This is a genomic window from Streptomyces sp. NPDC047515, from assembly GCF_040643055.1.
GTDB lineage: Bacteria > Actinomycetota > Actinomycetes > Streptomycetales > Streptomycetaceae > Streptomyces.
The window spans coordinates 118,710-133,043 of sequence record NZ_JBEYTM010000014.1 but is presented as its reverse complement, the minus strand read 5'-3'; the positions used below and the strand labels follow the sequence as shown (position 1 = coordinate 133,043).

The following is a 14,334-nucleotide window of genomic DNA, read 5'->3' as shown; positions in this document are numbered from 1 at the left end:
CCCTAGGACACTTCATGACCTTCCGCATGCCGCCCGAGTGGGCCCCGCACGAACGCACCTGGATGGCCTGGCCGGGCCCCAACCCCACCTTCGACACCGACGCCGAGCTGGACGAGGCCCGTGGCGCCTGGGCCACCGTCGCCCGCGCGGTCCGCCGCTTCGAACCCGTCACGATGGTCGTCGGACCCGGCCAGGGGGACAGCGCCCGCGCCCTCCTCGGCCCGGACATCGAGCTGGCCGTCCGCCCGCTCGACGACGCCTGGATGCGGGACATCGGCCCCACCTTCGTCACCGACGGGCGTCAACTGGCCGCGGTCGACTGGACGTTCAACGGCTGGGGCGCCCAGGACTGGGCCCGCTGGGAGCACGACCGGCACATCGCCCGTTCCGTCGCCGAGCTCGCCGACGTCCCCGTGCACGGCTCCACGCTCGTCAACGAGGGCGGTGCCGTCCACGTCGACGGCGAGGGCACGGTCCTGCTCACCGAGACCGTCCAGCTCGGCAAGGAACGCAACCCCGAGTGGACCCGCGCGCAGGTCGAGGCCGAGATCCACGCCCGGCTCGGCACCGAGAAGGCCATCTGGCTGCCCCGCGGGCTGGCCGGTGACTACGGGATGTACGGCACCCTCGGCCATGTCGACATCGTCGCCGCCTTCGTCCGACCCGGCACGGTCGTCGCCCATGTCCAGCCGGACCCGGCCCACCCCGACCACGAGATCACCCGGGAGACCGTCCGCATCCTGCGCGCCGCGACCGACGCCAGGGGCCGCTCCCTGGAGGTCGTGGAGGTCCTGGCACCCACCGTGCTGGAGGCCGACGGCGAGTGGGTCGACTACTCCTACATCAACCACTACCTCTGCAACGACGGCGTGATCCTCTGCGCCTTCGACGACCCGCGCGACAAGGAAGCGGCGGCCGTCTTCGGGGAACTGTTCCCCGACCGTACGGTGACCCTCGTCGACGCCCGTACGATCTTTGCCGGCGGTGGAGGCATCCACTGCATCACCCAGCAGCAGCCGAAGGTCTGAACCGTGCCCCCCGCTCCACGCCGTCGCAACACCGCCCCGCCCCGCGAGGAAGTGCTGGCCGCCGCCATGGCCACCATCGCCGAACGGGGCCTGGACGGTCTCACGATGGCCGGCCTCGGCCGTGAGGTCGGCATGAGCAGCGGACATCTTCTCTACTACTTCCGCACCAAGGACGAACTGCTGCTCCAGGCCCTGGAGTGGAGCGAGGGACGGCTCGGCGCACAGCGACGCACCCTGCTGTCGGGGCGGGTGACGGTCCGCGAACGGCTGGAGGCGTACATCGATCTGTACCTGCCCGACGGGCATCGCGATCCGCACTGGACGCTCTGGCTGGAGGTCTGGAACCGTTCGCGGAGCGCGGACGACGACGCACGTGCCCGGCAGGCCGCGATCGAGGGCGCCTGGCACCGTGACCTGGTGGCGCTGCTGGCGGAGGGCGTATCGCGCGGGGAGTTCCGGGCCGTGGACGCCGAGCGGTTCGCGACCCGGCTGCGGGCCCTGCTGGACGGGTTCAGCGTCCATGTCGCCGTCGGAATCCCCGGCACCGGACGCCCTCAAGTCCTCGAACAGGTCAGGGAGTTCATCGACGATTCGCTCACCGTCGCGCAGCCGCGTCCGCCGCGGTGAACGAAACGCACGTAAGTACGCGTGATCGTTGCCTGTTGCGCCCTTGTTGTGCTCCCGGCTGTTCGGGCACGGTGACGGACCATGGGACGAGAGCAGTGGAAGAAGATCTGGGTCGGCTCGGCGGGCAACATGGTCGAGTGGTTCGACTGGTTCGTGTACGCGACCTTCGCGGTCTACTTCGCGGATTCGTTCTTCCCCGAAGGCAATGAGACCGCCAACCTCATGAACACCATGGGCATCTTCGCCGTCGGCTTCTTCATGCGGCCGGTCGGCGGCTGGATGCTCGGCCGCATCGGTGACCGCAGGGGCCGCAAGGCGGCGCTCACCCTCACCGTCACCCTCATGTCGGCGTCCGCGATCCTCATCGCCGTCGCGCCGACGTACGACGTCGCGGGATACGGCGGGGTCGCCGTCCTGCTGGTGGCCCGGCTGCTCCAGGGCCTCTCCGTCGGGGGCGAGTACGCCGCCAGCGCCACCTATCTGACCGAGGCGTCCGCACCCCACCGGCGCGGCTTCGCCTCCAGCTTCCAGTACGTGTCCATGACGGCCGGCCAGCTCATCGGCCTCGGCCTCCAGATCGTCCTGCAGCGCAACATGTCGGACGCGGCCCTGCACAGCTGGGGCTGGCGCATCCCGTTCATCGTCGGCGCGCTCGGCGCCGCGGTCGTCTTCTATCTGCGCCGCTCCATGCTGGAGACCGAGGTGTACGCGGAGTCCGGTGCCGCCGAGCAGGCGGACCGCGGCACGCTGAAGGCGCTGTGGCAGCACAAGCGCGAGGCGTTCCTGGTGATGGCGCTGACCATGGGCGGGACCGTGGCGTACTACACGTACACGACGTACCTCACCAAGTTCCTCTCCAGGAGCGCGGGCATGGAGAAGTCCACCGCCTCGCTCGTCAGCTTCTGCGCCCTGTTCGTCTTCATGTGTGTCCAGCCCCTGGCCGGTCTGCTCTCCGACCGGATCGGCCGCCGCCCGCTGCTGATCACCTTCGCCCTCGGCTCCACCTTCCTGACCGTGCCGATCATGACGATGCTCAAGCACGCCGGCACCTTCTGGCCCGCCTTCGGCCTGGCGCTGCTCGCCCTGGTCGTCGTCACCGGGTACACCTCGATCAACGCCTGTGTGAAGGCCGAGCTCTTCCCGACCGGCGTCCGGGCCCTGGGCGTCGCCCTCCCGTACGCCATCGCCAACGCGCTCTTCGGCGGCACCGCCGAATACGTGGCGCTCTGGTTCAAGAAGGCGGGCGTCGAGTCCGGCTTCTACTGGTACGTGGCGGGCTGCGCCGCGGTCTCCCTGGTCGTCTACCTGACCATGCGCGAGACCCGCGACATCGACCTGGGCCGGGTCGGCGCCGATGAGTCCGCGCGGGGGCGGTCGGAGCCGTCCGGCGCGACGAGCGTCACGCCCGCATCCTGAGACGGGGCACAGCACGGAGGCGGCCCTGTGCGAGACTGCCTCCGTGCCCTCGTTCGTCATGATTATTGGCAACAGGCGCGCCGGTCCGCAGTGATCGTCCGTACCACCATGTACGGCACGGCCACCGTGCCCCAGACCCGCGCGCAGACCTCTCGCACCCGCGAGGGGTTTTTTCGTTTTCCGGCCCTCACCTCGGCCGGGGCGAGGCGCGCGGGATGATGGGGGCAAGTGGAGCCTGAACGTCCGGATCCACTCATCCGACAGGAGTCAGACCAGCATGACCACCAAGGCCAAGGCCACCGACGACAGTTTTCATGTCTTCGACACCACACTGCGCGACGGCGCCCAGCGTGAAGGCATCAACCTGACGGTCGCGGACAAGCTGACCATCGCCCGGCACCTGGACAACTTCGGCGTGGGCTTCATCGAGGGCGGCTGGCCCGGCGCCAACCCCCGCGACACCGAGTTCTTCGCCCGTGCCCAGCGGGAGATCGAGTTCGAGAACGCCGAGCTGGTCGCCTTCGGTGCGACCCGCAGGGCCGGTGGCAAGGCCTCCGAGGACCCGCAGGTCAAGGCCCTGCTGGCGTCGGGCGCCCCCGTGATCACGCTGGTCGCGAAGTCCCACGACCGCCATGTGGAGCTCGCGCTGCGCACCACCCTCGAAGAGAACCTGGAGATGGTCCGCGACACCGTCTCCTTCCTTCGCGAGCAGGGCCGCCGGGTCTTCGTGGACTGCGAGCACTTCTTCGACGGCTACCGCGCCAATCCCGAGTACGCCAAGTCCGTCGTCCGCGTCGCCTCCGAGGCCGGCGCCGATGTCGTGATCCTCTGCGACACCAACGGCGGGATGCTCCCCGCCCAGGTCCAGGCCGTCGTCTCCACCGTGCTCGCCGACACCGGCGCCCGGCTCGGCATCCACGCCCAGGACGACACCGGCTGCGCCGTCGCCAACACTCTCGCCGCCGTCGACGCGGGCGCCACCCACGTCCAGTGCACCGCCAACGGCTACGGCGAACGGGTCGGCAACGCCAACCTCTTCCCCGTCGTCGCCGCCCTGGAACTCAAGTACGGCAAGAGCGTCCTGCCCGAGGGCGCGCTCGCCGACATGACCCGCGTCTCGCACGCGATCGCCGAGGTCGTCAACCTGACGCCCTCCACGCACCAGCCCTATGTGGGTGTTTCCGCCTTCGCCCACAAGGCCGGACTGCACGCCTCCGCGATCAAGGTCGACCCCGACCTCTACCAGCACATCGACCCCGCGCTGGTCGGCAACACCATGCGGATGCTGGTCTCCGACATGGCCGGCCGTGCCTCGATCGAGCTCAAGGGCAAGGAGCTCGGCATCGACCTCGGCGGCGACCGCGAACTCGTCGGCCGGGTCGTCGAGCGGGTCAAGGAACGCGAGCTCAAGGGCTACACGTACGAGGCCGCCGACGCCTCCTTCGAGCTGCTGCTGCGCGCCGAGGCCGAGGGCCGGGTACGCCGCTACTTCCGCACCGAGTCCTGGCGCGCCATCGTCGAGGACCGGCCCGACGGCACGCACGCCAACGAGGCGACCGTGAAGCTCTGGGCCAAGGGCGAGCGCATCGTCGCCACCGCCGAGGGCAACGGCCCGGTCAACGCGCTCGACCGGGCGCTGCGCGTCGCCCTGGAGCGGATCTACCCGCAGCTCGCCAAGCTGGAGCTGGTCGACTACAAGGTCCGCATCCTCGAAGGCCGCACCGGCACCGAGTCCACCACCCGAGTCCTCATCACCACGGGCGACGGCAACGGCGACTGGGCGACGGTCGGCGTCGCGGAGAACGTCATCGCGGCGTCCTGGCAGGCGCTGGAGGACGCCTACACGTACGGGCTGCGGCGGGCCGGGATCGAGCCGACGGAGTAGCCCTTCAAGCCGTGGGGAGGCGGAGGGACAGGCCGCACCGCAGTTCCGGCGGGCGACCGACAGGGCCACGCACACCGCGCCCCGCACCCGGCAGCTGCCGGGTGCGGGGCGCGGTGCCGGTCGAGACCTGGGATCAGTCGGCCGAGGCGAGGGCGTAGCCCCACCACACGCCGTGTTCCCTGGCCAGTTGGACGCGTACCTGCTTGCCGTCCGACAGGGTGAGTTCGGCCTCGGACGTACCGCCCTGAGGGGCCTTGAGACGGTGGAGGAACGACCGGTTGTCGCGCACTGGTTCAGCACGGGCCGTGACCGGGCCGCCTGCTGCCGCCGTGGCGAGCGGACGCAGGAAGTCCGAGGGCTCCCGGGTCGTCGCCGCTTTCGGCTCGGCGGCGAGTGCGTACGGGGTGTCGTCGGTGCGGTTGAACCACCAGACGGCAGCCGCACACAGAACGACGAGGACCGCGGCGGCCCCGGTGAGGGCGGCGGCGCGCTTACCAGCGCGGAGTGACATGGGCGATCCAGACTGACGCAGCCAGGTTGCTGTGGGGGAGCAGCCGACGATCGAGCAGAGGGCGAATTGCTCCTGAATGGCCGGTCAAGAGGGTGCGCGTTCAGAAGGTGAACGCGCAACACGCTCTGTCCGCAAGGGAGATGAGGTGCGGGATCGGTACGGACCAATGTCGGCGTGAAGTATTGACGGCACTGTTCCAGCGGGGTTAACTCACGCCGCAACGCCGGTACCGGTTCCGGAACCGGTTGCGGTACCGGTTCCAGCTCTCCTGCCCCTGCCCCTGCCCCTGCCCCTGCCCCTGCCCCTGCCCCTGCCCCTGCCCCGCCATGCCTTGTCCCGGAGGCCCCCGATGCGTGTCACCATCGCCGATGTCGCCCGTGAGGCCGGCGTCAGCAAGACGACCGTGTCCAGGGTCATCAACACCAAGGGCGAAGTGGACGGTTCCACGGCCGCCCGCGTTCGGGAAGTGATCGAACAGCTCGGCTATGTGCCCAGCTCGGGTGCCGTCGGACTGGCCCGTGGCAGCAGCCGTACGGTCGGCATGCTGGTGCCCTCGCTCACCTGGCCGTGGATGGGTGAGGTGCTCCAGGGCGTCGTCGACACCGTCGAGGCCGCCGACTACGGGCTGCTGCTCTTCACCTGCAACCGCGGTGCCGAGTCCGTGGAGCGCTTCACCAGCCAGGTGTCGGCGCGCGCCTTCGACGGACTCCTCGTCGTCGAACCCGAGAACACCCTCGACCACCTCACCGCGCTGCACCGGGGCGGTCTGCCGATCGTGCTGATCGACGACCGCGGCCACCACCCCGAATTCCCCTCCGTCGTGACCACCAACCGCGAAGGAGGCGCTTGTGCGGCCCGTCATCTGCTGGCCGCCGGACGCACCAGACCCCTGGTCGTCACCGGGCCCCAGAACTTCGGCTGCGTACGCGATCGGCTGGACGGATTCCGGGCGGTCCTGCCCACCGAGCTCGTCGTCCACGGGGACTTCACCGAACGCTGCGGCCGACTGGCCGTGGAGCAACTCCTGTCCTGCGGCGTCGAGTTCGACTCGGTCTTCGCCCACAACGACATCAGTGCGGCCGGCGTGCTGCGGGCGTTGCGCGCGGCCGGGCGGTCAGTGCCGGACGACATCGCCGTGGTCGGCTTCGACGACATTCCGATGGCCGAGCACACCGAACCCCCGCTGACCACCGTGCGCCAGCCCACCCGGCAGATGGGTGAGACGGCGGCGCGGATGCTGCTCTCCCACCTCGGCGGCACGAGCGCGCCCGACGCACCGGTCGTGCTGCCCACCGAACTGGTCGTGCGCCGCTCGGCGCCGTAGCGGCCGGCCGGAACCACGGCCGCCTGCTCCGCCCCTCCACAACCGCCCCCGTGCGTCGCCCGTCGCCACCTGCACCACCGGCGTCACCGGCGCTGTCCGCAACGCCTGCATCGCCCATATCACCGGCACTGCTGCACCATCTGCTCCGTCTGTATCACCGGCACGACCCGCACCGCCCCGTACCGCCTGTACCCGGCGCGCCGAGCGCTGCCCATCACCCGGATCTCCCAGACCCGCAGTCCCTCATGGAGTCGCCATGTCCGCACGACGTCATGCCACGCTGAGAGCGCTCTCGCTCGCTACCACCGTGGTCGCGCTCGCCGCCGGTTGCTCGTCCGCCAACTCCGGTGCCAACAAAGGGGGCGGTGCCTCCGGCGCGCTGACCCTGGGCAAGCCGGACGGGCCGCAGACCAACAACAGCAACCCGTTCCTGAGCACCTCGGCGGGCGCGACGCTCGGCTACCGCTTCATGATCTACGAGCCGCTGGCGATGACGAACCAGATCCGGCCCGCGGACAAGGCCGCCCCGTGGCTGGCGACCGACTGGAAGTGGGAGTCCAACTTCACCAAGGTCACCTTCTCCCTCGACCCCAAGGCCAAGTGGGCCGACGGCAAGCCGCTGACCGCAGACGACGTCGCGTACACCTTCGACCTCCTGAAGAAGCACCCGGCGCTCAACGGCAACGGCATCCCGTTCGACGGGGTCGCAGTGCAGGGCAAGGCGGTCGTCCTGACGTTCAGGGACTCCCAGTACGTCAACCAGAACAAGATCATTCAGCAGTTCATCGTGCCCAAGCACATCTGGGAAGGCGTCAAGAACCCGGAGACCTGGCCCAACCGCACGCCCGTCGGGTCGGGGCCGTACAAGCTCAAGACCTTCACCCCGCAGACCACCACGCTGACCGCCACGCCCACGTACTGGAAGGGCGCGACCAAGGTCAAGGAGCTGCGCTACACCGCGTACAACGACAACAGCGCGGCGACCACGGCGCTGGCGAGCGGCAAGGTCGAGTGGTCGTTCGTCTTCATGCCGAACTACAAGCAGCTGTTCATCAACAAGGACCCCAAGAACCACAAGCTGTGGTTCCCGTCCGGGCTCGGCATCCACGGACTGTGGTTCAACACCGCCCGCAAGCCGTTCGACAACCCGGCGCTGCGCAAGGCCATGGCCATGGTCGTCGACCGCAAGGCGATCTACACCCAGGCCGAGGCGACGCTCTACCCGGAGATCACCAACCCGACCGGCATCCCGCTGCCCGCCGGTGAGTCCTTCCTCGCGCCCGAGTACAAGAGCGCCACCACCGCACCGGACGTGGCCGGGGCCAAGAAGATCCTCACCGACGCCGGGTTCACCCTCGGCGGCGGGGTGCTGAAGGACCCGGACGGCAAGCCGGTGAAGCTCACCTTCACCGACCCGGCCGGCTGGAACGACTACATCACCGGGCTCGCGATCATCAAGGACAACATCAAGCAGCTCGGCATCGAGGCCAAGGTCAAGACACAGACCGCGGACGCCTGGGGCGCGGACGTGGCCAACGGCAACTTCGACGCCACCCTGCACTGGACCAACAGCGGTGCCACGCCGTACGACATGTACCAGAACATCATGGACGGCGCGCTGCTCCAGCCCGTCGGCAAGGCGTCCCAGCTCGGCAACTTCGGCCGTTTCAAGAACGACGAGGCCACCAAGGCGCTCAAGGACTTCGCCAACGCTACCGAGGACTCCGCCCGTACCACGGCCATGAACACCCTGCAGAAGATCATGGTCGAGCAGGCACCGCTGATCCCGACGGCCGCCGCCCCCATCGGAGCCGAGTACTCCACGAAGAACTGGGTGGGCTGGCCCACCGAGGCCGACCCGTACGCCCCGCCGCAGCACACCCAGCCGTCCGCGCTGCAGATCGTGCTGAAGCTCAAGCCCGCCAAGTAGAGCCAGGGATACGGGACACAGGGACCGGCCATGTCAGAACAGCCCACGAAGAACCACGTCGTGCTCGAAGCACGCGGAGTCACCAAACACTTCCCCGTACGGCGCACCGGACGCGATCTCGTCACGGGCAGGCGCCGCACCGTCCACGCCGTCGACGACGTCTGGCTGCGACTGCGGCGCGGCACCGTCACGGCGCTGGTGGGGGAGTCGGGCTCCGGGAAGTCCACCGTCGCCAGGCTGCTCGCCCAGCTGTATCCGCTCACCGGGGGCGAGATCCGACTGGACGGCACGGCGGTGAAGGCCGGACGCGGCCGGTCCTTCCGCGCGTACGTACGCCGGGTCCAGCTCATCTTCCAGGATCCGTTCGCCTCGCTGAACCCGGTGCACACGGTGCGCTACCACCTCACCCGCGCGCTGCGGATCCACGGCCGGGCGGGCAGCGGCGAGGAGGAGCTGGAACAGCATCTGACCGCCCTGCTGAACCGTGTCCAGCTGACCCCTGCGCACCAGTACCTGGACAAGTTCCCGCACGAGCTGTCGGGGGGACAGCGCCAGCGCGTGGCCATCGCCCGCGCGCTCGGCGCCGATCCCCAGGTCCTGCTCGCCGACGAGCCCGTCTCGATGCTGGACGTCTCGATCCGGCTCGGGGTGCTCAATCTGCTCAAGGACCTCAAGGACCGGCTGCACCTCGCGATCCTCTACATCACCCACGACATCGCCTCGGCCCGCTACTTCGCGGACACCACGCTGGTCATGTACGCGGGCCGGATCGTCGAGGGCGGTGACAGCGAGACCGTCAGCCAGCGCCCCGCGCACCCCTACACCCAGCTCCTCATCGCCTCGGCGCCCGACCCGGACCGGGTGGTCGCCGAGGCGGAGCAGGAGGAGACGGGCAGCGGTGAGCCCCCGTCGCTCATCGACCCGCCCGCCGGCTGCCGCTTCCATCCCCGTTGCCCCAGGGCCATGGAGCGCTGCCGCACCGAACTGCCGCCGCGCTTCGACCTCGAAGGCGGCCAGTGGGCGGCCTGCTGGCTGTACGCGGACGGGGCCGGTGGCGTCGGCGACCGCCGGAAGGAGACCGCGAAGTGACATACCTGCTGAAACGCCTCGCCTTCTACCTGGTCACCGCGTGGGCCGCGATCACCATCAACTTCCTGATCCCGCGCATGATGCCGGGCGACCCCGTCCAGTCGCTCATCTCCCGCTTCCAGGGCCAGCTCGACACCAGCGCCATCAATTCGCTCAAGGCGCTCTTCGGCCTCGACAAGCACCAGTCGCTCTGGCAGCAGTACACCGACTACTGGGCGCATCTGCTCGACGGCGACCTCGGACTCTCCTTCACCTTCTTCCCGACACCCGTCAGTGAGGTGATCGCCCAGTCGCTGCCCTGGACGCTCGCCCTCGTGGGCGTCACCACCCTCATCAGCTTCGTGCTCGGCACCGGAATCGGGGTCTTCACCGGCTGGCGGCGCGGCTCCTGGATGGACAGCCTGCTGCCCGTCACCACCTTCATCTCGGCCATCCCGTACTTCTGGCTGGGGCTCATCGTCATCGCACTGTTCGCCAACAAGTGGTCGCTCTTCCCCGAATCGGGCGGCTATGACAACTCGCTCGTCCCGGCCTTCGACTGGCCGTTCCTCTCCAGCGCGCTCTACCACGCGGTGCTGCCCGGTCTCACCATCGTGCTCAGCGCCATGGCCGGCTGGATCCTCGGCATGCGGAACATGATGGTGACGGTGTCCTCCGAGGACTACGTCATGGTCGCCCAGGCCAAGGGGCTCTCCGAGCGCCGGGTGATGTTCGGATACGCCGCACGCAACGCGATCCTGCCCAACATCTCCGGCTTCGCCCTCTCGATCGGCTTCATAGTCGGCGGCACCCTGCTGGTCGAGATGGTCTTCTCCTACCCGGGCATCGGCTACCAGCTCTTCCAGGGCGTCGGCGCCAAGGACTACCCCCTGATGCAGGGAGTCTTCCTGATCATCACGCTCTCCGTCCTCGCGGCGAACCTCCTCGCCGACGTGCTGTACATGGCCCTCGACCCCCGTACCCGAAGGGAGGCCTAGGACATGGCCGTCACCGCTGCCGGGGGCGCCGTACCGGACGCGACCGGGACCTCGGCGCCCCGCAGGCGCAGGCTCCGTTTCCTGCGCGGCCGCAAGACCGTCGTCGGACTCGCCATCCTGTCCTTCTTCGTCGTGATCGCCGTCATCGGACCGTGGATCGCCCCGTACGACCCGGACGCCATGAGCGACGCACTGCTTCAACCGCCTTCCGGAGCCCACTGGTTCGGTACCACACACACCGGACAGGACGTGCTCTCGCAGATCCTCGTCGGCACCCGCGGCGTCCTGCTCGTCGGCTTCGTCGCCGGTATCCTCGCGACGATCCTGTCCGTACTGATCGGCGTCAGCGCCGGCTTCCTCGGCGGCACGGCCGACGAGCTGCTCTCGGTGCTCTCCAACGTCTTCCTGGTCATCCCGGGACTGCCGCTGATCATCATCATCGCCAGTCTCGTGTCCGACGCCGGTGACCTCCTGATCGCCACCGTCATCGCCCTCACCTCGTGGGCCTGGGGCGCGCGCGTCCTGCGCGCCCAGACGTTGTCGCTGCGCCGCCGGGACTACGTCGAAGCGGCCCGCGCCACCGGTGAGTCCACCTGGCGGATCATCTTCTTCGAGGTCCTGCCGAACCTCACCGCCGTCATCGCCTCCGGCTTCGTCGGCACGGTCATCTTCGCGATCCTCTCCGAGATCACCCTCGCCTTCATCGGCGTCGCCGACATCTCGCGCTGGAACTGGGGGACCGTCCTGTTCTGGGCGCAGTCCAACCAGGCACTGGCCCAGGGCGCGTGGTGGTGGTTCGTCCCGGCCGGACTCTGCATCGCCCTGCTCGGCATGTCGCTCGGCCTGATCAATTTCGGCATCGACGAGTTCGTCAACCCTCGGCTGCGTACGGAGACCGGAGCCTCCCGGAAGATCCGGATGAAGGTCGGCTTCACCCCCGTGGCACGCGGCACGCACGACGCCGCGGCACGCGGTACGCACGACGCCGCGGCACGCGGTACGCACGACGCCGCGGCGCGCGGCACGCACGAGAAGGAGACCCGCTCATGAGTGGCGAGCCCGTCCTCACCGTTCGCGGTCTGAACGTGGACTACGGAATCGGGGACGACGCCGTGCACGCGCTGCGCGACATCGACCTCACCCTGCACCGGGGCGAGGTCCTCGGCCTGGCGGGCGAGTCCGGGTCCGGCAAGTCGACGCTCGCGTACGCCGTCACCCGGCTGCTCTCCCCACCCGGGGTGATCACCGGCGGCGAGGTCCACTACCACCGGCGGGGCGGCGAGGCGCTCGACCTGCTGACCCTCACGGCCCCGGAGCTGAGGGCCTTCCGCTGGCAGGAGCTGTCGATCGTCTTCCAGGGCGCGATGAACTCGCTCAACCCGGTGCACACGGTCCACAGCCAGCTCACCGACGTCCTCCAGGCACACCGCCCGGAGCTGAAACGGACCGAACGGACCGCCCGGGCACGGGAGTTGCTCGCCCTGGTCGGCATCTCCGCCGACCGGCTCGCCGCCTACCCGCACCAGCTCTCCGGCGGGATGCGCCAGCGCGTGATGATCGCGATGGCGCTGGCACTGGAGCCCGAGATCGTCATCATGGACGAGCCGACGACGGCCCTGGACGTCGTCATGCAGCGCGAGATCCTGCGCCAACTGGTCAGGCTCCGCGAGGAGCTGGGCTTCTCGGTCGTCTTCATCACCCATGACATCTCGCTGCTGATCGAGTTCTCCGACCGGATCGCGATCATGTACGGCGGCCGGATCGTCGAGGAGGCCGGCGCCTCCGCGATCTACCAGGACCCCCGCCACCCCTACAGCGACGGCCTGCTGCACTCCTTCCCGGCACTGCACGGCCCCCGCCGTGAACTCACCGGCATCCCCGGCTCGCCGCCGCACCTCACCGCGATGCCCGCCGGCTGCGCCTTCCACCCCCGCTGCGGGCAGGCGCTCGACGCCTGCACCACCCACGTCCCGGTTCTCGCCGCACCCGACGGGGACGATGCGCGCACGGTGGCCTGCTGGCTCCACCGGCCGGTCCCCGCCACCGCGGCACCCCGCTCGTAGCGACCCCACGCACACCACAGGAGACCCATGAACATCGTCACCCCCCAGGGATACGCGCGCGAGATCGCCGCCGAGGCCGTCCCCGGCCTGCCCGCCGACTTCCGCTGGGGCGTCGCCACCGCCGCTTACCAGATCGAGGGGGCCGCGGCCGAGGACGGCCGGACCCCGTCCATCTGGGACACGTACTGCAGGGTGCCGGGCATGGTCGTCCGCGGCGAGAACGGCGATGTGGCCTGCGACCATTACCACCGGATGCCCGAGGACGTGCGGCTGATCGCGGACCTGGGCGTCGACACGTACCGCTTCTCGCTCGCCTGGCCGCGCATCCAGCCGGGCGGTCGCGGCCCGGCGAACGCGAAGGGTCTGGACTTCTACAAGCGTCTCGTCGACGAGCTGCGGTCCAGGGACATCACGCCGTGGATCACCCTCTACCACTGGGACCTCCCGCAGGAACTGGAGGACGCGGGCGGCTGGCCCGCCCGTGACACCGCCCACCGGTTCGCCGAGTACGCCGTGCTCGCCTACGACGCGCTCGGTGACCGGGTCACGCACTGGACGACGCTGAACGAGCCCTGGTGCTCGGCCATGCTCGGTTACGCCTACGGCAACCAGGCCCCGGGCCGGAAGAACTTCGGCGACGCGATCCACGCCGTCCACCATCTGCTCCTCGGCCACGGCCTCGCCACGCGGCACCTCCGTGAGACGGCCGCCGCCCGCGGCAACGACCTGGAACTGGGCATCACGCTCAACCTCGGCACTGCCACCCCCGAGACCGACAGCCACGAGGACGCCGAGGCCTGCCGCCGCGCCGACGGCATGGGCCGGCGCCTCTACCTGGACCCGCTCGTCAAGGGCGCCTACCCCGAGGACGTCGTCGCCGACCTCGCCCTGCGGAACGCCGAGCTCCCGGTCCAGGAGGGAGACCTGGAGATCATCTCCACCCCGATCGACATCCTCGGTGTCAACTTCTACCGGGGCACCCTCTTCTCCGGCGTCACGGAGGACGGCTCCCCGGTCGACGCCGACGGCCTGCCGGTCACCCGCGGTGTGGAGCGCGACCTGCCGCGTACCGCGATGGACTGGGAGATCACCCCCACCGCCCTCACCGACCTGCTGGTGCGCCTGGAGAAGGACTACGGGGTCCCGACGGTCATCACCGAGAACGGTGCCGCGTTCGACGACACCGTCGCCGAGGACGGACGGGTCCACGACGCGGACCGCACCACCTATCTCGCCGACCACATCGCCGCCGTGGCCGCGGCCCACGCCGCGGGAGCGGATGTCCGGGGCTACTTCGCCTGGTCGCTGATGGACAACTTCGAGTGGTCCTACGGCTACGACAAGCGGTTCGGCATCGTCCGCGTCGACTACGCCACACAGGAGCGGACGCTCAAGGACAGCGCCAAGTGGTACCGGGACACGATCCGTCTCACCCGCGACGCATAGGGCCTCTCGTCCGGATCGGGCCGGGCTCGCGTGCCCCG

The 14,334-nt window shown here is 69.6% G+C and carries 12 protein-coding genes; 11 read left to right on the top strand and 1 reads right to left on the bottom strand.

The genetic code is table 11. From position 1 onward, the window contains the following. Positions 1-14: 14 nt before the first annotated feature. From ABZ826_RS15010 to cimA, 4 genes are all read left to right on the top strand, one after another. Complete coding sequence (locus tag ABZ826_RS15010; protein ID WP_361447152.1) at positions 15-1,028, top strand: agmatine deiminase family protein; 1,014 nt, start codon at positions 15-17, stop codon at positions 1,026-1,028. A 3-nt stretch (positions 1,029-1,031) separates the two neighbouring features. After that, entirely contained in the window at positions 1,032-1,655 is a 624-nt protein-coding gene (locus ABZ826_RS15005; protein ID WP_361447150.1) for a TetR/AcrR family transcriptional regulator, read from the top strand. 81 nt (positions 1,656-1,736) lie between these two features. Next, complete coding sequence (locus ABZ826_RS15000; protein ID WP_361447148.1) at positions 1,737-3,071, top strand: MFS transporter; 1,335 nt, start codon at positions 1,737-1,739, stop codon at positions 3,069-3,071. A 277-nt stretch (positions 3,072-3,348) separates the two neighbouring features. After that, on the top strand, positions 3,349-4,956 hold the full coding sequence (gene cimA, locus ABZ826_RS14995; protein ID WP_361447146.1) for a citramalate synthase: 1,608 nt from the start codon (positions 3,349-3,351) through the stop codon (positions 4,954-4,956). A gap of 133 nt (positions 4,957-5,089) precedes the next feature. Here the strand turns inward: cimA and ABZ826_RS14990 are convergent, their stop codons facing one another. Continuing rightward, entirely contained in the window at positions 5,090-5,467 is a 378-nt protein-coding gene (locus ABZ826_RS14990) for a hypothetical protein (RefSeq protein WP_361447144.1), read from the bottom strand. Positions 5,468-5,816: 349 nt separating this feature from the next. Between ABZ826_RS14990 and ABZ826_RS14985 the strand changes: the two genes are divergently transcribed. From ABZ826_RS14985 to ABZ826_RS14955, 7 genes are all read left to right on the top strand, one after another. After that, a complete protein-coding gene (locus ABZ826_RS14985; RefSeq protein WP_361447142.1) occupies positions 5,817-6,791 on the top strand; it encodes a LacI family DNA-binding transcriptional regulator in 975 nt (324 codons plus the stop codon). A gap of 256 nt (positions 6,792-7,047) precedes the next feature. Beyond that, positions 7,048-8,721 (top strand): ABC transporter substrate-binding protein, encoded by a 1,674-nt coding sequence (locus ABZ826_RS14980; protein ID WP_361447140.1) that lies wholly within the window; start codon positions 7,048-7,050, stop codon positions 8,719-8,721. Positions 8,722-8,751: 30 nt separating this feature from the next. Next, positions 8,752-9,810: an ABC transporter ATP-binding protein gene (locus ABZ826_RS14975; protein ID WP_361447138.1), complete on the top strand. Its 1,059-nt coding sequence runs from the start codon at positions 8,752-8,754 to the stop codon at positions 9,808-9,810. Beyond that, positions 9,807-10,787, top strand: coding sequence for an ABC transporter permease (locus ABZ826_RS14970; RefSeq protein WP_361447136.1), 981 nt, complete (start codon positions 9,807-9,809; stop codon positions 10,785-10,787). The genes ABZ826_RS14975 and ABZ826_RS14970 overlap by 4 nt, the downstream gene beginning before the upstream one ends. Positions 10,788-10,790: 3 nt before the next feature. Beyond that, positions 10,791-11,837, top strand: a complete 1,047-nt coding sequence (locus tag ABZ826_RS14965; RefSeq protein ID WP_361447134.1) for an ABC transporter permease — start codon at positions 10,791-10,793, stop codon at positions 11,835-11,837. Beyond that, entirely contained in the window at positions 11,834-12,850 is a 1,017-nt protein-coding gene (locus ABZ826_RS14960) for an ABC transporter ATP-binding protein (RefSeq protein ID WP_361447132.1), read from the top strand. The genes ABZ826_RS14965 and ABZ826_RS14960 overlap by 4 nt, the downstream gene beginning before the upstream one ends. Positions 12,851-12,877: 27 nt before the next feature. After that, positions 12,878-14,296: a GH1 family beta-glucosidase gene (locus tag ABZ826_RS14955; RefSeq protein ID WP_361447129.1), complete on the top strand. Its 1,419-nt coding sequence runs from the start codon at positions 12,878-12,880 to the stop codon at positions 14,294-14,296. Positions 14,297-14,334 lie beyond the last annotated feature (38 nt).